Here is a 20,370-nt window from a genome sequence, read left to right as displayed (position 1 = left end):
TGGCGCTGCGTCACCTATTTGACATCATCCGGCTTTCAACAAGCTTAATATGCACATGCGCCAATGCCCTTTCCCGCCAGAATTTTGGACAAGAAAAAAGAGCCGTCGAAACGGCTCTCGAAAGTTAACAGGGAGGCGTCAAACAGAGGGAGAAACCGCTCTGTAGGTCCGGAAGAACCGGACATGAAAAGGTTACTGCAAACCTCTTAATTACACGTTAACAGGTGGGACTCTCTTAACCCTGCTGCTTCACACACCGTCAACCCTATGAATTTGCACGTTGTTTGGTCACAGCTTGAATATCGCATCGGCAGCGGATTTTGTTGCCGTCTTGCTGGCGATCGCTTCCCTGATCCGCACGATCTCGCCCTCAAGCACAACAATGCGCGCCTCCAGCTCCTCAATCGACAAGGCGTCGAGCACCATGCCGACCACGTGGTCTACCGGTTTTTCCGGCCTGCCCTCATCATCCATCATCCCTGACCTCCATTGCCAAAATCACCTGCCCCACCTGCCACGGATCAGGATCATGCCGCAAATCCCGATGGTAACAAAGCGAGAAAACCCGCATATGCTGATTGCGAAACGGACCGACGCGGATTATATAAGTTTCAAATTCCCCCTCAGCAATGATGCCAAGAGGCGGGGCGTTCCGGAAGATCCCGGGGCGCACCACGAGGAGATATTGACTATGGCCACAGCTCTTTTGATGCCAAAAGCCACTGCCGTGTGGCTTGTCGACAATACCGCGCTGACCTTTGATCAGATTGCCGCATTCTGCAGCCTGCACCCGCTTGAGGTTCAGGGCATTGCCGATGGCGACGTTGCTGGCGGCATCATGGGTGCCAGCCCGCTCAACAATGGCCAGCTGACACGTGAAGAGATCAGCAAGGCAGAAGCTGACCCCGCTTACCGCATGAAAATGTCGGACCCCAAAGTCGTTGTTGCCCAGGCCAAGCGCAAGGGACCGCGTTACACGCCGATCTCCCGCCGCAATGAACGCCCCGGCGCAATCAAGTGGCTGGTGCGCAGCCATCCCGAACTCAAGGACGCGCAGATCATGCGTCTGGTCGGCACGACCAAAACAACAATTGAGGCCGTGCGTGAAGGTTCGCACTGGAACGCTGCCAACCTGACGGCAATGGACCCGGTAACCCTTGGCCTTTGCACCCAGATTGACCTCGATATGGAAGTCAAAAAGGCGGCCAAGGGCGGCAACACGCCGGATGAAGCTGATAACGGCACCATGCTGCTGACCGCTGAAGAAGCGCTCTCGAGCGCCGCGCGCGTCATGGCTGAGAAAGATGCAGCCCTCAATGGCGACACCGAAAACGAGGGCCGCGAGAGCCACGAAAATCAGGACGACTTTGACGCGGATTCGGTTTTTGCCAAACTGACCTCGCTCAAAAACGAAGCTGACGACGAATAAGGCATTGAACGGGGACCCTATTCATTCCATCATTTGCCAAATAATTTTGGTGAATGATGGCCGTATCCCCGCTTTGTAAAATACAAATACGTGCCGACCTGTTCGGCACATACGGGATGGCCGGCCATGGAGAATAATCTCCTGCTGGCCATTTTTGTTCTGCTGGCTGCAACCGTGGCGCTGGTGCCGCTGGCCAAGGCGGCGGGACTGGGCACTATTCTCGGCTATCTTCTGGCCGGTGTCCTGATCGGCCCCTATGGTCTTGGCCTGATTTCCGACAGCGAAACCGTGCGTCACATTGCCGAATTCGGCGTGGTGATGATGCTGTTCCTCATCGGGCTGGAACTGCAGCCGCTTGAACTCTGGCGGATGCGCTCCAAGATTGCCGGGCTGGGCATTACCCAGCTGTTCGGCACAGCACTGGTTCTGGCAGTGATTGATTACTGGCTGGGGCTAAGCTGGCAGGCCAGCCTGATCATCGCCTTTTCGCTGACCATGTCGTCCACAGCGATTGCCCTCAACATCATCACCCAGCGCGGCATCATGCCAACCGATGCCGGACGCGGCAGCCTTGCAATCCTGCTGTTGCAGGATGTCGCCGTCATTCCCATGCTGGCCGTCATTCCGCTTCTGGCGGTCGGCAGCGGCATCCCGCCCGCTGATGGCGAACATGCCACTGAGGTGATCCAGCATGGTGTCGACTGGCTGACAGCGCTGCAAATCGTCGCCGCCTTCGCCATCACCATAATCGGCGGGCGCTATCTGGTGCGGCCCGTGATGCGGTTTGTCGCCCAGACCGGTGTGCGTGAAGCCTTCACCGCACTGGGGCTGGCGCTGGTGATCGGGGCCGCCCTGCTCATGGAATCAATCGGCCTTTCCGCCGCCCTCGGTGCCTTTCTGGGTGGTGTCTTGCTGGCCGACAGCGAATACCGCCACGAACTTGAAAGCAATCTCCAGCCATTCAAGGGCCTGCTGCTTGGCCTGTTTTTCATCTCCGTGGGCACCTCGATCACGTTTTCCGTGCTCGTCGCCCACCCCACATTGATACTTGGCGCAGTCCTCGGGCTGGTCACGGTCAAGGCGTTGATCATTTTCACGCTCGCCAGCCTGTTCCGCATGCATATGGCCGACCGGTTGCTGACAACGATACTTTTGAGCCAGGCGGGCGAATTTGCATTCGTATTGCTGCAATTCGCAGGCAGCACCGGCGGCATCACCGCCCTCGAACTGGAAATCCTGACCGTCATTGTCGCGCTTTCAATGGCCGTCACCCCCCTATTGCTGTTTGCCTTCGACAAGCTTGTCGCCCCGCGGCTTAATTCTCCCGTGCTGCCCCGGCCCGATATGGAGCCCATCGAGGGACACAAGAAGATTATCATTTTAGGCTATGGCCGCTTTGGTCAGATCGTGACCCGCCTGTTGCGCGCACAAGGCTATGAAATGACCCTGATTGACGACGACCCCTCCCAGATCGATCTGGTCAAGCGCTTCGGGGTCAAGGTGTTTTACGGCGATGGCGGCCGGGTGGATATTCTCGATGCGGCAGGCGCTGCCGAGGCGGAACTGATTGTGATTGCCGTGGCCGGGCGCGAACGCATTCTCAATATCGCCAACATGATCAAGCGCAATTTCCCCAAGGCCAAGATTGCCGCCCGCGCCATCGACCGCCCTCATGCCCATGAATTGATGGATATCGGCGTTGATGTCTGGGAGCGTGAAACGTTCCGCTCAGCGCTCGGGCTGGGCACGCAGGTGCTCACCCTGTTGGGCTATAGCCCGCAACGCGCCACAGATCTGGGCAACGCCTTTGCCCGGCACGATCGCCGTGTCCTGCGGGAAAGCTGGGCCCTACGCCAGGATCAGGACGCCTATATCGGCTATTTGCGCCAGTCCACCGAATTGCTGAACGAAGTCATGATCGCCGATATCCGCGACGCTGACGACGAAAAGGCGAGCACGGATGACGACCACCCCGACCCCGAAGGCAATTTTGAAAGCCCACCCGAGCCTGCCGGGGATGGCGGCGAACAGGACGCCAAGAACTGAACCAAAGAACTGACCCAAGCGCCTGAATTCAAGGTCTTGCAATCGCCCAGCATGTCGGCTGGTTGACAAGCCAGCGCCATGAATGCCCTATGGACACCTTCCCTAAGGTCTGTTTTTCAATGACAATTGATCCTGTGTTTCTGGCGGTTTGCGCCCTTGCCCTTTTTTTGAGCGGCATTTCCAAATCCGGCCTGTTGCCCTCGATAGGCGCTGCATCTGTGCCCCTTTTGACCTTTGTCATGCCCGCGCGCGACGCAGCCGGCATGGTCTTGCCCGTGCTGCTGGTCATGGATGCCGTGGCGCTGATCTCGCTTCGCCGCGAGGTGCACTGGCCCAATTTGAAGGTACTGCTGCCCGGTGCGCTGGCGGGCATTGGCCTTGGCTGGCTGACCTCCGCCATGGTGTCTGACGCCGCCGTGGCGCTGGCCATTGGCCTGATCAGCCTGATTTTCGTGCTCGACGCCTGGTTGCCGATACGCCAGAAACTGCAAACCGGCGTGTCCCGGCCAGCCGGCATATTCTGGGGCACAATGGCCGGTGTCACCAGTTTCGTCTCGCACACGGGCGGCCCGCCATTCCAGATCTATATGGTGCCACAACGGCTCTCCCCGGCCATGTTTGCGGGCACGGCGGCCTGGTTTTTTGCCATGGTCAATGCGGTGAAACTTGTCCCCTATTACTTTCTGGGACAACTGTCTCCCGGCAATCTCGAACTGTCGGTAATGATGTTGCCAGTCGCCTTTATCGGCATTTTTGTCGGCCTGCGGCTCGTGCGGGTTGTACCAGTAGAACTGTTCTACCGCATGACTTACGTGTTGATATTTCTGCTCGCGCTCAAGCTTATCTATGATGGCGGGCGGGGTACTTTCGGCATCTGAGGACAGCAGCACCGCTCTCAGGACAACAAAAAAGCCACGGCATCTGCCGTGGCCTTCCTCCCGGCACAGCGGGAAAATACGCCGGCGTTTTAAGCCGCGTTACGCTGTAGCTTTACGAGTTCATCCTTGACTTCCAGTTTACGTCGCTTGAGGTCGGATACGTGCAGGTCATCGAGCGACCGGTGCCGTAATGCCTCCTCCAGTTGACGCTCCAGTTCGGTATGACGCCGTTCCAATGCGGCGATGTGGCCTTCTGTGGTCATGACAACTCCTCTCAAGAGATGGACACCGCATCGTCACAAAAAATTCATGTCTTGTCGAGCCATGAAGACACGAACGGAAAATCCCGTGCAAATTGTGAAGTGATCGGCTACCCAATAGCGCGTTCGGTCGTCTATCGTCGGCTGGCGTGACCATGGCTGTACCAGGAATGATCCATGCTGGAAATGACCCGCGAAGAGCGCGCGAATCTGGAGCTTGAACTGGTTGCCAAGCGGCAGGAGCACTCCGACCTCGACGCCGCAATTCATGCGCTGATCAGCACAGGCACCGCCGACACCATGATGCTGCAGCGCCTGAAAAAGAAAAAGCTGATGATCAAGGACCGCATCACCCAGCTCGAAGATATCCTGCTCCCCGACATAATCGCCTAGGTGCACTACGCACCATAACCGATTCGTTGCCGGTCCGATTGCCCAGGCCCCTGGTGTGCGCGACCAAATGTTTCCGGTTTTTCCCGGTTGCCAGAACCGGCAACACGCGTTAGGAATTTTTTAACAGACCGACCGCCGGTCTATTAGCTGGCGCGGATATTCATCGCAACGAATAAACATCAGGCCGCTCATGCCCCGCATCGTTAAACCTGCCGAAGAACGCAAGGCCGAAATCATCGAGGCAGCGATGAACCTGTTCATCACGCAAGGGTATGAGGCAACGACCGTCAATGATGTGATCGCGGCTGTGGGAATTTCGAAAGGCGCGTTTTACCACCACTTCACCGCCAAGGAGGACCTGCTCGCGGCCATCGCCCGGCAGCACGTTCTGCAAACAGCGGCAGATGCCCAAAGCGTGCTTGAGGACCCGACCCTTGATTCCTTTGCCCGCCTGAAACGCTTTCTGGAGCTGGCGCGCAAGCGCAAGGAGAATGAAAGCCTGCGGATCATGCGCACATTCGAGACCCTGTTCCGTGTCGACAACGTACCGCTTTTTCACCGCATCCACACAACCATGATCGAGGTCGTCAAACCCGTCCTGACCCGGATCATTACCGAGGGTGTGGCCGAACAGACGTTTAACACCCCCAGCCCAGAATGGGCCGCAGACACCATTCTGCTGCTCGGCGCCAGCAACCGGGAGGCGGTTGCGGCGATTTTTACCGCCACGGGCGAAGCTGAACGCGAGGCGGCCATAGCAGAACTGGCAGAAAGAATGCGCTTCACCGCGATCACCATTGACCGCATTCTTGGCCTGCCCGATGGCAGCCTTGATGCATGCAATGACGACTTTCTGCGCGCATTATCCACCGGATCCCAATGCCTGCACGCCACTGCCGCAGAGTAAACGCGCCGCCCTTACTTGAACAAAATCCGTTTTTCCCCTAAACGCTCTTTTTGCACAGCATTCGGGGGCGCGCCGTGTTCACCTCACCACCTGTAGCGATTGTCATGGGCAGCCAGTCTGACTGGCCGACCATGCGCATGGCTGCCGAGACACTTGATACCCTCAAGATCGACTATGAGGCGCGGATCATCTCCGCCCATCGCACCCCGCAGCGCATGTGGGATTTTGCCCATTCAGCCCGCGACGACGGCTTCAAGGTCATCATTGCTGGCGCAGGCGGCGCAGCCCATTTGCCCGGCATGATTGCCGCCATGACCACCCTGCCCGTTTTTGGTGTGCCTGTGCGCTCCAAGGCATTGAGCGGTCAGGACAGTCTGCTCTCGATCGTGCAAATGCCCGGCGGCATTCCCGTGGGCACACTCGCCATTGGTGAGGCCGGTGCCATCAACGCCGCTTTGCTGGCCGCCTCGGTGCTCAGCCTGTCAAACGACGAAATCGTTGAAAATCTCGCAGAATTCCGCCGCGCCCAGACCGCCAGCATCCCTGAATTTCCGGTAGACAATGACTAATACCCAACTCCTGCCCTCCGGCTCCACCATCGGCATTCTCGGTGGCGGGCAATTGGGGCGCATGCTGGCCACAGCCGCCGCCCAGCTCGGCATGAAAACCCATATTTTCTGCCCGGACCCGCAAAGCCCGGCATTCGATGTCACGCCGCTGAAAACCGTCGCGGCCTATGACGACAGGGCAGCGCTGAAAGCCTTTGCCGATGCCGTGGACGTCATCACCTATGAATTCGAGAATGTGCCCGTTGAAACAGCCGCCTTTCTCGAGGGGTTAAAGCCGCTTGCCCCCGGCACCCGGGCACTCGCCGTCTCGCAGGACCGGCTGGTTGAAAAACGCTTTCTCACCGACAACGCCATCCCCGTCGCCCCGTACCGCGCGGTCGACACATTGGACGCGCTGGTTGAAGCGCTCGGCGAAATCGGCGAACGCGCCGTTCTGAAAACCACACGGCTTGGCTATGACGGCAAGGGACAGCGCATGATCCGCGCCAAAGCCGATGCGGCAACAGCTTTTGCCGATCTTGAAGGCCAGCAACTAGTGCTGGAAGCCTTTGTACCCTTTGAGCGGGAAATATCGGTTATTGTCGCGCGCAATGCCCGCAGCGAGACCCGCGCTTTTGACCCGGCCGAGAACATTCACGAAAACCACATTCTCAAAACCAGCACGGTTCCCGCCAACATCAGTGCCGAAACGGCGAAAGCGGCAGGCGATATGGCCGCGAGAATCGCTGACGCACTCGATTATGTCGGCATTCTCGGTGTTGAGTTCTTCGTGGTACCCGGAGACGATGGCCCGACCCTTCTGGTCAACGAAATCGCACCCCGCGTCCATAATTCCGGCCACTGGACGCAGGCTGTGTGCCTGACAGACCAGTTCGAGCAGCATATCCGCGCCATTTGCAACTGGCCTCTCGGCGATACCACCCGTTTGGCGGATGTGGTGATGGAAAACCTGATCGGCGACGAGATTCACGCCATTGGCGAAATGCTGGTTCCCGGCACCCAACCGCACATTTATGGCAAGGCGGAAGCCCGTCCGGGGCGTAAAATGGGCCATATAAACCGGGTAAATACGGCCATTGGCACTAAATAGCCCGGACTCGCCCCATGGTTGTGGACAATACCAAAACCTTCTGCTATTCACGCGGCCCACGGTAACCGGCACAGCTGGTTGGCGCCGGGGTCTGTGATCCTGGTGTTTTGATCCAACAGATTTTTGATGAGCTTTGAAAGGGCGGATGACCTTTGCAAGTAGTTGTACGCGATAACAATGTCGATCAGGCGCTTCGGGCGCTGAAAAAGAAGCTTCAGCGCGAAGGTGTCTTCCGCGAGATGAAGCTGCGTAACTATTACGAGAAGCCCTCCGAGAAGCGGGCACGCCAGAAAGCCGAGGCCGTTCGTCGCGCCCGCAAGCTGGCCCGCAAGCGCGCGCAGCGCGAAGGCGGTCTTGCCGCTCCTTCCGCAGCTGGCCGCCACTAGGCTTGATTGCAGTTTGCATTGAAAACGCCGCTCCCTTTCGGGGGCGGCGTTTTTCATTGTCCGGCATTTGCGGGCGGCACTAGTTCTCTTCGAGCACCTGTTCAAGCGTGCGGGTGAACACCTCTTCCGGCTGTGCCCCGGAAAGTGCCAGCTTCTGGTCAAAGACGAAAAACGGCACACCACGAATGCCCTGTTGTGCCGCATGGGCGGCCGCCGCTTCAATGGCCTTGAACCGCGCCCTGTCCGTCACAATCGCCCGTGCTTCCTCTGCCGCAAAGCCATGCTCTTCTGCGATCGGCACCAGCACATCGGCATCGGCAATATTCAGCGCATCGAGGTAATAGGCATCCCCAATGGCCCGCGCCAGCTTGTGCTGGGTGCCTTTGGCCCGGGCCGCTGCAATCAGCGCCTGGGCGGCTTGCGTGGCATAGCGCATGGGCTGCTTGCGCATATCAAGATCAATGCCACTTGCCCGCGCCTGCTCTTCCAGATGATCCCACATTTCATAAGGATCGTTACCGTATTTGAGGCGCAGCATCTCCACCACGTCTTCCCCTTCTTCAGGCGCATTGGCATCAAGGAGATAGGGATGGTGTTCAATCTCGATTTCGGTGCCGGCAGGCAAGGCGGCGATCGCCTTGTCGAGCCGGGCCAGCCCCAACAGGCACCAGGGGCATGCCGGGTCAGAAAACAGGTCTATTTTGAGCATCTGGTTCTCCTTGCACGCGTCCCTGAACGCTATGTGGGGCGCGCGCAGCGTTATGGCAAGCGATCAATCCCGACCGCTTTGCGCAGCGTTTTGATGTGATCGGCTGGCTGTGTCCAGTCCGGACTGGTCTCGGTCCAGTAATAACTATGTGTAAAGAAGCGCGGCGCAATGCCCGAGTGATGGATCTCGACCTTCTCGTCACGAATGGCGTCGCCAAATCTGTCCTTGCCCGAAACCGGCCCGCTGATCGGGTCGCCGAACAAAAAGAAGTATGGACTGAACGGATCATAGATATTGGTCCAGCGCACCGTGCTGAACACGGCGGCATGGTGCGCAACTTCATGTCCTTTGTATTTATAAACGCTGCGAAAATCTGAATTATAGGATTCAGGCGGCGCGGTAGGCAGCACCCGCTGCTGTTTCATCCGGTCCAGATCTTCCCGCCCCTCGGCAATCAGGAACTGGGCGCTGGCAAGGGGTGAACCAAGGGCCACAAAATCACTGACCTTCCAGCCGGACAAACGGGCCACCTTGCCCGCCTTGGGCGCAACCGGCTTTTGCTGCCGCAAATGATTGAATGCAGTCCACTGCAGCGCCTGATAGGCGGCCACGTCTTCCGGCGTCCAGCCTTTGCCCTCACGCGAGGCAACAAACGCATCAACGGCCTTGAGTGCCTCCGCATTATCGGGCGGATTATCCTTGGTGGGGCCGACCTGCCGCCACAGAATATGCAGGATATCATAGGCCAGCACCGTACCCAGCGAATGGGCCACAACAACGATACGGTCATAAGCGGGGTCATCATGCAGCGCCCGCAACAGGCGCAGCCCGCGATTACGCACGCTTTGCCGACTTTGCACCGTCTCGGTCTGTGCACTCAGATAGCTCGCCGCATCGCCGAAATAGGGCAAAAGAAACCGCCGGGCCAGATAGAATTCAATCAGCAATAAAACCATGGCCCAGGCCGCCGGATAGCCGGCATAGGTCCATAAAGCCGAACCGGCGAACACGCCGACAATTGCCCAGAGCGGCACCCGCCCTAAAAAGCCGAAACTGTGAAAGAATTTTGGCAAGAGCAATACAATCAGCGCAACCGCACTGACGCCGAGGGCGATATGGGCCCTGGGTTCAAAGGCGACCGCCAGCCAGTCCGTATGCACAAACTGTTCGAGGGACAGAGCAGCCACCCAGAACAGCGCCACAGCAATCAGGCTGAATACCCAGAACACCGTCCAGGGTCCGCGCAAATCGCCCGGCACATCTGTGGGATCAATCCACAACAGCCGCCGCATCCAGCGCCAGAGATTGCGCAGGGGCGTGTCATTGAGCAGGTCGGCATAATAGAGTTCAAAGAAATCGGTTTTGCGGTCCTTGTGCAGCGGCGTGGTGATGCGCTGCAATTCAAACAGCCCGCCCTTGTCATCCGGCACAATCCAGATGTCGCGGCCCGGATCGTCCTGCTCGGGCGCATGCGGGGCTTCGCTCTCAGGGCGCACCTCGGGGTTGAACTGCCAGAGCACTTTGACAAAGTCGCGGATCGTGCCCATCGGGCGCTGTTCGCCCTGCCCGTGTACCACCACAATTGCCTGTCGCTTGATCGGCTTGTGTTCGTCTATCTGCCCGGTGCTACCCGATGCTGCTCTGGCCATATCCGCGTCCTCCCAAAGTCCGGGGCAGACCGCCACATTTGGCGGCGCATGTAAACCCAAAAGCTGGCCCTGTGCCGGATCAGGCTGCTGTCTTGAATGCCAGCCAGATCGCAACCCCCACCAGCAGCAGCGCAAACACCAGCCCCAGCCCCCGCCGCCAGCGCTGATTGGCAAATAGCCGCGTAAAACTGCCGGCACCCGTCACGATCAAGGTATGCACCAAAGTGGCGGCAAACACATAGACCAGGGTGAGCACCACCGTTTGCGGCATCAAGGGTTCAGCGGCGGCAACGAATAGCGGCAATACGGTAATATAAAACAGCGCCGCCTTGGGGTTCAGCAGATTGGTAATCAGCCCGCGACGGAAAAACACCGGCAGCTTGTGCTGCATGGTCGCCTGCTCGGGCGGCAGCAGCGTTTCGCGCCAGCTGTCCCATGCCAGCCACACCAGATAAAGCACCCCGCCCCAGCGCAGCACTTCATAAAGGGCACGGTTTTCCGAAATCAGCGTGGCAACGCCAAATGCCGCCAAAAGGCCGATGACCAAGAGCCCCAGGGCAACCCCCGCAACAGCTGCATAACCCGCTGCACGCCCCCTCTGTGCCCCAAGAAGCGCCAGATAGACCATGTTCGGCCCCGGCGTCAGCTCGATGGCAATCGAGGCAATGAAAAACGCCAGAAGTGTTTCAGCAGGTATCAGCATGCGGTCTCACCATGGCGCACAAAAAAAGGGGAACAAGCTGTTCCCCTTTTTCTTAACATTGCTTTTCAGGCGCGCCTAATGTGCAAAGGCCTTGACGATGTCTTCGGTCATTTTCTTGGCATCGCCGAACAGCATCATGGTGTTGTCGCGGAAGAACAATTCGTTCTGCACACCGGCATAACCGGCTGACATGCCACGCTTGATGAACAGCACCGTGCCTGCATCCTCGACATTGAGAACCGGCATGCCATAGATCGGCGAGGTCTTGTCGGTCTTGGCCGAGGGATTGGTGACATCATTGGCACCGATCACAAAAGCCACGTCCGACTGGGCGAACTCGGAATTGATATCCTCAAGCTCGAACACCTCATCATAAGGCACATTGGCTTCCGCCAAGAGCACGTTCATGTGCCCCGGCATGCGGCCTGCCACCGGATGAATGGCATATTTGACCTCAACGCCTTCGGCCTTGAGCAGATCCGCCATTTCACGCAGCGCGTGCTGGGCCTGCGCCACCGCCATGCCGTAACCGGGCACAATGATGACCTTGCCGGCATTCTTCATCATGAAGGCCGCGTCATCTGCAGAACCCTGCTTGACCGGCCGGGTCTCTTCTTCGCCGGCACCGGCAGACGATGTGTCGCCACCAAAGCCACCGAGAATGACCGAGATGAACGAACGGTTCATCGCCTTGCACATGATGTAGGAGAGAATGGCACCCGAGGACCCCACCAGCGCACCGGTGATGATCAGCGCGGTATTGCCCAGCGTAAAGCCGATGCCCGCCGCCGCCCAACCCGAATAGGAATTGAGCATCGAGACCACAACCGGCATGTCAGCGCCGCCAATCGGGATGATCATCAACCCACCCAGCACCAGTGCCAGAACGGTAATCGCCCAGAACAGGACCGGATCAGCGGTGATCGTGAACTGCCAGACCAGCGCCAGCAGTACCAGACCCATCACAATATGGATGACATGGCGTGCCGGCAGGATGATCGGACGACCCGACATATTGCCGTTGAGCTTGGCAAAGGCGATGACCGAACCGGTAAAGGTAAAGGCACCAATGGCAACACCAATGCTCATTTCCACCAGCGCCTGGGCGTGAATATGCCCATCGGTGGCAATGCCGAAGGCGTCAGGCGCATAAAGCGCTGCCGCCGCCACAAACACAGCCGCAAGACCCACCAGCGAGTGGAAGGCTGCAACCAGCTGCGGCATGTCGGTCATGGCGATACGTTTTGCCATGACAGCGCCAATGCCGCCACCAATGGCGATACCGCCAACGATCAGGGCCCAGCTGAGCATGTCCGAGGGGTTGGCAACCGCAAGGGTCGTCAACACCGCAATGGTCATGCCGACCATGCCATAGGTATTGCCGCGACGGGCGGTTGACGGGCTGGAAAGGCCGCGCAGGGCCATAATGAACAATACGCCGGCAACGAGATAGAGAACGGCCGCAATATTTGCAGAAATCATGGTGCTAGCCCTTCTTCTTGTACATGGCCAGCATGCGCTGGGTGACGAGGAATCCGCCAAAGATATTTACCGAGGCAAAGATCAGCGCCAGAAAGCCAAACAATTTGGAAATCCAGTTGCCGTCTGCCGCCAAGTGTACGCCAACCGCCAAAAGCGCACCGACAACGATCACCGAGGAGATCGCATTGGTCACGCTCATCAGCGGGGTGTGCAGCGCCGGGGTTACCGACCACACAACGAAATAGCCCACAAAGATCGCCAGCACAAAAATTGCCAGCCGGAAGATAAACGGGTCGATTGCCCCGCCCGAAGCCGCATGGGCGGCCGCGCTCATCAGGTCGATTGCCTGTTCCGAACTCTGTTCCATTTACTTGTCTCCGGTCTTGGCCGCGGGGGCGGTTTTCGCTGCAGGGGCGGTCTTTGCCGGAGCAGCCTTTTTCGCCGCTGGCTTTTTGGCTGCAGCGGGTTTTGCTGCAGGCTTTGCCGCCGCTTTCTTCGCTGCAGGCTTGGCAGCCGGGGCCGCCTTTTTAGCCGCAGGCTTCTTTGCTGCAGCCGGTGCCGGCTTGGCCGCCAGAAGGCCCGGATGCACAACAGCGCCATCACGGGTCAGAACGGTCGCTTTGACCAGCTCGTCTTCCCAGTCAATCTTGAGCGCCTTTTTTTCCTTGTCCACAAGGGTCTCAAGGAAGGCGACCAGATTGCGCGCATAAAGATTGGAAGCCGAGGTCGCGATACGCCCCGCCATATTGGTAAAGCCGATAATCGTCACATCCTTGTGGGTGACGATCTTGTCCGGCTGCGTCATCTCACAATTGCCGCCCCGCTCTGCCGCGAGATCGACAATGATCGAGCCCGGTGCCATCGATTCAACCATTTGTTTGGTGATGAGGCGCGGTGCCGGACGGCCCGGGATCAGCGCCGTGGTGATGACGATATCCTGCTTGGCGATATGACTGGCCACGAGCTCGGCCTGTTTGGCCTGATATGCCTTGCTCATTTCCTTGGCATAGCCGCCGGCGGTTTCCGCCTGCTTGAACTCTTCATCCTCAACCGCAACAAACTTGCCGCCAAGCGATTCAACCTGTTCTTTGGAGGCCGGGCGCACATCGGTCGCCGAGACAACAGCACCCAGCCGTTTGGCTGTGGCGATCGCCTGCAGACCGGCAACACCGGCCCCCATCACGAACGCCTTGGCCGGGCGCACAGTGCCCGCCGCCGTCATCATCATCGGCATGGCGCGCTCAAAGGCTGTGGCCGCTTCAATCACCGCCTGATAGCCGGCGAGATTGGCCTGCGAGGACAATATATCCATCACCTGCGCACGGGTAATGCGCGGCATGAATTCCATCGCCACGGCAGTGACACCGGCCTTGGCCAGCGCGGCAATATCCTTCTCATTGCCATAAGGGTCCATGGCACCGATCACCAGCGCACCCTTGGCAACACCGGACACGGCGGCCGGTGTCGGCCGGCGCACGGCCAGCACCACATCGGCACCCTTGACGGTCGCGGCCGCTGTGGCTGCAATGCTCGCGCCTGCCGCCTTATACTCTGCGTCAAGAATGCGCGAACTGGCACCTGCGCCCTTCTCGACAGTGACACTAGCGCCCAAAGCAACCAGTTTAGCCACGGTCTCCGGCGTGGCGGCAACCCGGGTTTCCCCCGCAAACCGCTCCCGCGAAATCGCTATCTTCATAAATGTCTCCTGCTGATCTGGATTGACCCCATGATGCGGCCAAACGTCCGTCTCTCAGCCCCAGATCAGGGATTGATGAGAAAATACAAGGCAACCATCATGATCGCGAGCGCCACAACGGACCATTTGCCGAAGCGGATAAACCCGTCATAGGTGCGTTCATGTTCCTTGAAGTCGTCGGCGGTTGGTTTTCGTGCCATCAAATCCCCCTGGCGAATATGCACTTCATCTACCGGGTGAAAACACCCGTCCGGAAACCCGGCTTCACAAGGAATGAAACCGGAGCTCCGGGTCTTGACCAATCACAGCTCCGGTAGCCGGAACCGCTTTATTGAGGCTGTGTCGCCTCAAGTTCGTCGATCAGGCCCTCGATCATCGAGAGGCCGAGCGACCAGAAATCGGGATCACGCGCATCAAGCCCGAATGGCTTGAGCAATTCCGAGTGATGCTGCGATCCACCCGCCTTGAGCAGATCGAAATATCGTTCGGCAAACCCGTCATTCGCCTTCTCATACTGTGCATAAAGCGAGTTCACAAGGCAGTCACCGAATGCGTATGCATAAACGTAGAAGGGTGAGTGAATAAAATGCGGAATATAGGCCCAGAAAATCTCATAACCGTCATTGAGCTTGATTGCCGGCCCAAGACTTTCCCGCGAGACCTCCAGCCACATTTCATTGAGTTCTTCGGTCTTGAGTTCACCCTTGCGCCGCGCCGTGTGCACCTTGCGCTCGAATGAATAGAACGCGATCTGCCGAACCACGGTGTTGAGCATGTCCTCCACTTTCTGGGACAGCATGGCAAAGCGATGCTTGGGCGATTCAGCTGCCGCCAGTAGCGAACGGAATGTCAGCATTTCCCCGAAAACACTGGCAGTTTCAGCCAGTGTCAACGGCGTTGAGGCCATCAAGGGGCCCTGCGCGGCGGCCAGGCGCTGGTGCACCCCATGCCCCAGTTCATGGGCCAGCGTCATCACATCCCGCGCCTTGCCGAGATAATTGAGCATCAAATAGGGATGCGCGCTCGGCACGGTGGGATGGGCGAAAGCACCCGGCGACTTGCCCGGCTTGACCGGCGCATCGATCCAGCCGGAATCGAAAAACGGCTCGGCGATTTCCACCAGTTTGGGTGAGAATTTGCCATAGGCATCAAGAACTGTGGATTTCGCTGTTTCCCAGTCAAAAATCCGCTCATCGCTGGTCGGCAGCGGCGCATTGCGGTCCCAGGCATTGAGCTGATCCTTGCCGAACCACTTCGCCTTCATCGCATAATAGCGGTGCGACAGACGCGGATAGGCGGCGCGCACGGAATTCTCCAGCGCATCGACCACTTCACGCTCAACCGAATTGGCCAGATGGCGGCTATCGGCAATATCCTCGAACTTGCGCCAGCGGTCGGATATTTCCTTGTCCTTGGCCAGCACATTGGTGATGTGGGTGAACAGCCGCTTGTTCTCGGTCAAAACCGAAGAGAGTTCGTGGAAAGCCGGCTCGCGCTTTTTCTCTTCGCGATCGGTCAATTGCGTCAGGATGGTTTCCAGCCCAACCGTCTCGCCTTCCAGATTGAACTTGAGGCTGGCCATGGTCTCGTCGAACAACCGGTTCCAGGCACCCCGCCCGGTGACGGACTTGTCGTGGAACAATTCCTCCACCCGGTCTTCCAGCTGATAGGGCTTGGCCTTGCGCAATTCATCAAACCAGGGCTTGTAACGCTTCAGCGCGGCATCTTTTTCAAACGCCTTTTCAAGCACGCCATCATCAATCCGGTTCATCTCCAGCGAAAAGAAAATCAGCTTGGAGGAAAGATTGGTCAGCGCTTCCTGCACATCACCGAGAAATTTGGCGCGATCCGCATCGGCCGTGTTCTGCGCATAATTGAGATAGGCAAATGAAGCGATGCGCCCGGTCAGGTCGCCAAGCGTTTCATAGGCGGTAACCGCATTGACCAGCCCACCATCCTTCGCCAGCGCTTCAAGCTTGCCCTTGAAGGTCGCTTCAAAAGCTGTGGCATCATCCTCGGCCTGGCTGATCCCTGCCTTCAGCTCCGGCGAATCCATCCCCGGATAGAGGTCGCTGAGATCCCATTCCGGCAAATTGCCAAAACTGTTGTGCCCTTTTTGCGCGGACGCCTCTGGGGCGCGTGGCAGGTCATTCATTCGTTTTCTCCGGTCGGCTGCGGTCTTCGTCATGTCGTAATTTCAGGCAGAGCATCGGCATTGAGAGGATCAAAACACATATGGCTCCGGCGGGCGCGACCTTATCACAGCCCCGGACGCTGCCAACCCGCTGCAAACTGATCAACGTGATTAAAACCCTGTTAAGCGCCCGAGCCTATTGTGCCCCAAAACGACACATCGCGATTCTTGCGAAAATGCGGTGTGTAGAGTGTGTGGGTACTAGTTTAGTGGTGCGATGACCAAAGTTCTTATTGTCGATGATGAACCCGTACAGCTTCGGCTGACAGCCGAAGTCGCAGCGCGCGCCGGCTTTGACGCGCTTACCGCACAAAACGGCCAGGAAGCCCTGTCGCTGCTGCGCACGGACAGCGCGATTGGCGTCATGATTCTCGATCTTGTCATGCCCGAACTCGACGGCATGGGCGTGCTCGAAGCCATGCGCCGCGAAAACATTGCGGTCCCCGTCATCATCCAGACCGCCAGTTCATCGCTTGAAACAATTGTCTCCGCCATGCGCCACGGCGCGTCTGACTTTTTTGTCAAACCCGTCGCCCCGGAACGCCTGACCATTTCGCTGCGCAACGCCTTGAAACTCGACCATCTGGAAAACGCGGTGCGCACTGCCCGTGCCCGCCGCGACGGCACGGTCGGCCTCAACGACATCATCACCGGCAGCCCGGCCATGGCCCGCACCCTTGAACTGGTACAAAAGGCGGCCAAAAGCACCATTCCCGTGCTGATCGAAGGCGAAAGCGGCACCGGCAAGGAGCTGATCGCGCGCGCCATCCAGGGCATGGGCGAACGCGCCTCAAAACCCTTCATCACCGTCAATTGCGGCGCCCTGCCCGCCCATTTGGTGGAATCCACCCTGTTCGGCCATGTCAAAGGTGCCTTTACCGGTGCCCATGCCGATCATGCCGGCAAGTTCGAAGAGGCCAATGGCGGTACACTGTTTCTTGATGAGGTTGGCGAACTCGCGCCCGAAACCCAGGTCAAACTACTGCGCGCCATCCAGGACGGCGAGATCGAGCCGGTGGGGGCAGCAAAATCCAAACGGGTCAATGTGCGCCTGATCTCGGCCACCAATCGCCGCCTGCTCAACATGGCGCGTGAGGGCACATTCCGCGAAGACCTTTATTACCGGCTCAATGTCTTTCCCGTCTATGTGCCGCCCTTGCGCGAGCGTATGGGCGATGTGCCCGCCCTCGTTGATCATTTCATTGCCAAACTGGGCGCGGAAGCCAGCCGCCGCATTCACGGCATAGCGCCCGACGCGCTCGACATGCTGAAAAGCTATAACTGGCCGGGCAATATCCGCCAGCTTGAAAACGCCCTGTTCCGTGCCATCGTTCTGGCCGAGGATTCCTATCTGCAGGCCGAGGATTTTCCACAGGTTCTTGCACAGATATCCGGCCGCGAGGATGCCCTGACACGCACCCGGCTCACCGCGCAGCAGAATACGCCCGTGCATATCGATGATGCGCCATTGATCCTCAAGGCAAGCGATGCCATTGCCCCGGCAACCGACCGTTTTCTGACCCCTGAGGGCGAGGTTTCCTCCATTGCAGCGCTCGAACGCGACCTCATCATCTTCGCGCTCGAACACCATAACGGCCACATGTCACAGGTCGCCCGCGCGCTCGGCATTGGCCGCTCAACGCTTTATCGCAAGCTCAAGGAATACGGGATTGAAGAGAGCATGACACAGGACGCGGCCTGATTAGTTGCACCAAAGCAACAATTTTTCGTCACATTGCCGCGACCAGATTGTTTGAACCAATTCTTCACGCTACTCGTATAGAAGAGTATGCGAACGGACATAAACCTATCATTATTGGATAGGTGTTCGACTATTCGTGGTTCGGGCGTGGAGCACACATGAGCAAGATGGTGGCCGGTATTTTTGCCGGATTTGTATTTCTGGCAACCGGTCCGATTGGCCTGGCACAGGAAAAAATAACAGTCGCTGGCATTGAAGCCACCCGGGTCGTCATCGCGCCGCCACAGAATGCGATTTCCAAAACCATCAAGGCCGGCCTTGCCGATGCCTATTACACCGCCCGTCAGGACAGCGCCGCCTATAAGGACGCGCAAAAACTCTATTATTTCTATGGCGCCCGCCATTTCGAGCCGCTCTGGCTGACCGAGACCACCAATGGCAAAATCGCCTTTTCGGACAATGCCGAGAAAATCATCGCGGTTTTCAAACAGGCCGAACTGACCGGGCTTAATCCGGCCGATTACCTCACCGATGCCATCGACCTGCGAAATGCAGGCACCGATCCTGAAAGCCTTGCGGCGCTGGAGACGGCCTTCTCCGCCGCCGCCATCCGTTTCGCAAACGATACCCATAGCGGCCGCATTGATCCGCGCCGAGTGGCCAGCGATATCAGCATCAAGCCGGACCGGCTGGATGAATCCGATCTGCTCATGCAACTGGCAGAAAGCGCCGACCCGGCAGCTTTTCTGACTTCGCTCGAGCCGACCCATCGCGAATTTCTGGCGCTGAAAAAGGCACTTGCCGGATTTTATGACGGCACCGCCAAGGAACCGGTCGTTATCCCGGACGGAAAAACCTTGCGTTTGGGCATGCAGGATGCGCGCGTCCCCCTGATGCGCGCCCGCCTTGGCCTGCCCCTGCCCGTTAATGCCGACGACATCACTTACGATGACGAAATCGTTGCAGCGATTGAGACCTTCCAGGACGATCTTGGATTGCAGGTCGACGGTGTTGCCGGGCCGGCAACTATTGCGGCGCTCAATGGCGGCAGCGCCACTTCAAAGGGCGACATCATCGCCAATATGGAGCGCTGGCGCTGGATGCCCCAGGATATCGGCGACTTCCGCGTTATGGTCAATATTCCTGAATTCCGCCTGGCGGTGATGCAGGGCGATACCCCCGTTCACACAACGCGCGTCGTTGTGGGAACAGCCAAGCACAAGACGCCGATTTTCTCGGACATGATCAAGCATATCGTGGTCAATCCCTACTGGAACGTCCCCCCGTCCATCGCCAGCAATGAGATTGCCCCGCAACTCGTTTCAAACCCGGGCTATATTGCCGGCAACAATATGGAATTGCTGTTCGGCAACAAGGTGGTGGATGCGGCAGCATTCGACTGGTCAGCGACCAATGTGAACAATTTCCGGATCAGGCAGCGCCCCGGCAGCAGCAATGCGCTGGGTTCGGTGAAATTCCTGTTCCCCAATTCACACAATGTCTATTTGCACGACACCCCGTCCAAATCGCTGTTCTCGCGCTCCTTCCGGGCGTTCAGCCATGGCTGCGTGCGGGTTCAAAACCCCTGGGAATTCGCCGAAGCCCTTTTGCGTCATGAACCCAAGGTGACCCTGGCCAGCCTTGAATCCCAGCGGGGGCCGAGCGAGCGCTGGAACAATCTGGAACGCAAGATACCGGTGCATCTCACCTATTTCACCCTGCGCGTCGACATGGACGGCTCGATCCGCTCCTATGGCGATGTTTATGGTCACAACAAAAAACTGAAGGACCTGCTGGGCGTTTAATCCCGGCAGCTATTCAATGGGCGAACTCCCAACGCTCGCGGACTTCCCCGGGCGCACCTTCGACAAATTGCGTTTTGGCGACACCGACAGCGTTGGCCATGTCAACAATGCGGTCTTCTCCACACTGTTCGAGACCGGCCGGGTCACCCTGCTCTACCAGGACAACCCCGTACCGGTGGAGGATGGCTTCGGTTTTGTGCTCGCCCATATCTCTATTGATTTTATTGGCGAGATACTCTGGCCCGGTCAGGTGGATATCGGCACCGGCATAGCCCGGATCGGTCGCAGTTCGGTGCAGTTCACCCAGGCCCTGTTCCAGAACGGCCAATGTGTTGCCCGCGCCACCAGCACGATTGTGCTGACCAACAGAACGACAAGACGTTCCCACCCCATGCCGGAAACAATACTGGCCAGCCTGCGCAGCAAGACAGTTAGTGACGCAACCTTTTGTTAACCAACAATCAGTCGTTAA

At 58.2% G+C, this 20,370-nt stretch carries 21 protein-coding genes; 11 read left to right on the top strand and 10 right to left on the bottom strand.

The features are described 5' to 3' along the window. Window positions 1-288: 288 nt before the first annotated feature. Entirely contained in the window at window positions 289-477 is a 189-nt protein-coding gene (locus L1P08_RS13880; RefSeq protein WP_303617585.1) for a DUF1192 domain-containing protein, read from the bottom strand. Between the two features lie 214 nt (window positions 478-691). On the opposite strand from L1P08_RS13880, the gene L1P08_RS13875 reads away from it, so the two are divergent. The 3 genes from L1P08_RS13875 (at window position 692) to L1P08_RS13865 (ending at window position 4,353) form a co-directional block, all read left to right on the top strand. Further along, on the top strand, window positions 692-1,429 hold the full coding sequence (locus L1P08_RS13875; protein WP_303617584.1) for a DUF1013 domain-containing protein: 738 nt from the start codon (window positions 692-694) through the stop codon (window positions 1,427-1,429). A 126-nt stretch (window positions 1,430-1,555) separates the two neighbouring features. Next, on the top strand, window positions 1,556-3,475 hold the full coding sequence (locus L1P08_RS13870; protein WP_303617583.1) for a monovalent cation:proton antiporter-2 (CPA2) family protein: 1,920 nt from the start codon (window positions 1,556-1,558) through the stop codon (window positions 3,473-3,475). 119 nt (window positions 3,476-3,594) lie between these two features. Continuing rightward, on the top strand, window positions 3,595-4,353 hold the full coding sequence (locus L1P08_RS13865; RefSeq protein WP_303617582.1) for a sulfite exporter TauE/SafE family protein: 759 nt from the start codon (window positions 3,595-3,597) through the stop codon (window positions 4,351-4,353). Between the two features lie 89 nt (window positions 4,354-4,442). On the opposite strand, the gene L1P08_RS13860 is transcribed toward L1P08_RS13865, so the two are convergent. After that, window positions 4,443-4,616 (bottom strand): YdcH family protein, encoded by a 174-nt coding sequence (locus L1P08_RS13860; protein ID WP_303617581.1) that lies wholly within the window; start codon window positions 4,614-4,616, stop codon window positions 4,443-4,445. Between the two features lie 183 nt (window positions 4,617-4,799). Between L1P08_RS13860 and L1P08_RS13855 the strand changes: the two genes are divergently transcribed. From L1P08_RS13855 to rpsU, 5 genes are all read left to right on the top strand, one after another. Continuing rightward, on the top strand, window positions 4,800-5,006 hold the full coding sequence (locus L1P08_RS13855) for a YdcH family protein (RefSeq protein WP_303619582.1): 207 nt from the start codon (window positions 4,800-4,802) through the stop codon (window positions 5,004-5,006). Window positions 5,007-5,196: 190 nt separating this feature from the next. Continuing rightward, window positions 5,197-5,913, top strand: coding sequence for a TetR/AcrR family transcriptional regulator (locus L1P08_RS13850; protein ID WP_303617580.1), 717 nt, complete (start codon window positions 5,197-5,199; stop codon window positions 5,911-5,913). A gap of 104 nt (window positions 5,914-6,017) precedes the next feature. Then, window positions 6,018-6,482 (top strand): 5-(carboxyamino)imidazole ribonucleotide mutase, encoded by a 465-nt coding sequence (purE, locus tag L1P08_RS13845; RefSeq protein WP_303619581.1) that lies wholly within the window; start codon window positions 6,018-6,020, stop codon window positions 6,480-6,482. Then, window positions 6,475-7,572 (top strand): 5-(carboxyamino)imidazole ribonucleotide synthase, encoded by a 1,098-nt coding sequence (locus L1P08_RS13840; RefSeq protein WP_303617579.1) that lies wholly within the window; start codon window positions 6,475-6,477, stop codon window positions 7,570-7,572. Before purE ends, L1P08_RS13840 begins: the two co-directional genes overlap by 8 nt. A gap of 152 nt (window positions 7,573-7,724) precedes the next feature. Next, window positions 7,725-7,958: a 30S ribosomal protein S21 gene (rpsU, locus tag L1P08_RS13835; protein ID WP_303617578.1), complete on the top strand. Its 234-nt coding sequence runs from the start codon at window positions 7,725-7,727 to the stop codon at window positions 7,956-7,958. 79 nt (window positions 7,959-8,037) lie between these two features. Here rpsU and L1P08_RS13830 read toward each other — a convergent pair whose 3' ends face one another. The 8 genes from L1P08_RS13830 to L1P08_RS13795 all read right to left on the bottom strand — a co-directional run bounded on the left by L1P08_RS13830 (window position 8,038) and on the right by L1P08_RS13795 (window position 16,352). After that, on the bottom strand, window positions 8,038-8,667 hold the full coding sequence (locus tag L1P08_RS13830; protein ID WP_303617577.1) for a DsbA family oxidoreductase: 630 nt from the start codon (window positions 8,665-8,667) through the stop codon (window positions 8,038-8,040). A 50-nt stretch (window positions 8,668-8,717) separates the two neighbouring features. Continuing rightward, window positions 8,718-10,316, bottom strand: coding sequence for a hypothetical protein (locus L1P08_RS13825; RefSeq protein WP_303617576.1), 1,599 nt, complete (start codon window positions 10,314-10,316; stop codon window positions 8,718-8,720). 79 nt (window positions 10,317-10,395) lie between these two features. Next, window positions 10,396-11,019, bottom strand: a complete 624-nt coding sequence (locus tag L1P08_RS13820) for a LysE family translocator (RefSeq protein ID WP_303617575.1) — start codon at window positions 11,017-11,019, stop codon at window positions 10,396-10,398. A 75-nt stretch (window positions 11,020-11,094) separates the two neighbouring features. Then, window positions 11,095-12,498: an NAD(P)(+) transhydrogenase (Re/Si-specific) subunit beta gene (locus L1P08_RS13815; protein ID WP_303619580.1), complete on the bottom strand. Its 1,404-nt coding sequence runs from the start codon at window positions 12,496-12,498 to the stop codon at window positions 11,095-11,097. A 7-nt stretch (window positions 12,499-12,505) separates the two neighbouring features. Then, a complete protein-coding gene (locus L1P08_RS13810; RefSeq protein ID WP_303617574.1) occupies window positions 12,506-12,868 on the bottom strand; it encodes a proton-translocating transhydrogenase family protein in 363 nt (120 codons plus the stop codon). Next, window positions 12,869-14,197, bottom strand: coding sequence for a Re/Si-specific NAD(P)(+) transhydrogenase subunit alpha (locus L1P08_RS13805; protein ID WP_303617573.1), 1,329 nt, complete (start codon window positions 14,195-14,197; stop codon window positions 12,869-12,871). Window positions 14,198-14,262: 65 nt separating this feature from the next. Further along, on the bottom strand, window positions 14,263-14,397 hold the full coding sequence (locus tag L1P08_RS13800) for an aa3-type cytochrome c oxidase subunit IV (protein ID WP_303617572.1): 135 nt from the start codon (window positions 14,395-14,397) through the stop codon (window positions 14,263-14,265). Window positions 14,398-14,525: 128 nt separating this feature from the next. After that, entirely contained in the window at window positions 14,526-16,352 is a 1,827-nt protein-coding gene (locus L1P08_RS13795; RefSeq protein WP_303617571.1) for a M3 family oligoendopeptidase, read from the bottom strand. A 256-nt stretch (window positions 16,353-16,608) separates the two neighbouring features. On the opposite strand from L1P08_RS13795, the gene L1P08_RS13790 reads away from it, so the two are divergent. The 3 genes from L1P08_RS13790 to L1P08_RS13780 all read left to right on the top strand — a co-directional run bounded on the left by L1P08_RS13790 (window position 16,609) and on the right by L1P08_RS13780 (window position 20,352). Further along, on the top strand, window positions 16,609-18,093 hold the full coding sequence (locus tag L1P08_RS13790; RefSeq protein ID WP_303617570.1) for a sigma-54-dependent transcriptional regulator: 1,485 nt from the start codon (window positions 16,609-16,611) through the stop codon (window positions 18,091-18,093). 158 nt (window positions 18,094-18,251) lie between these two features. Beyond that, window positions 18,252-19,898, top strand: coding sequence for a L,D-transpeptidase family protein (locus L1P08_RS13785; protein WP_303617569.1), 1,647 nt, complete (start codon window positions 18,252-18,254; stop codon window positions 19,896-19,898). A gap of 16 nt (window positions 19,899-19,914) precedes the next feature. Then, complete coding sequence (locus tag L1P08_RS13780) at window positions 19,915-20,352, top strand: acyl-CoA thioesterase (RefSeq protein ID WP_303617568.1); 438 nt, start codon at window positions 19,915-19,917, stop codon at window positions 20,350-20,352. Window positions 20,353-20,370: the final 18 nt, after the last annotated feature.

Source organism: Mariluticola halotolerans (assembly GCF_021611515.1).
Classification (GTDB): domain Bacteria; phylum Pseudomonadota; class Alphaproteobacteria; order Rhizobiales; family Devosiaceae; genus Mariluticola; species Mariluticola halotolerans.
This window is presented reverse-complemented; position numbering and strand designations above follow the sequence as displayed.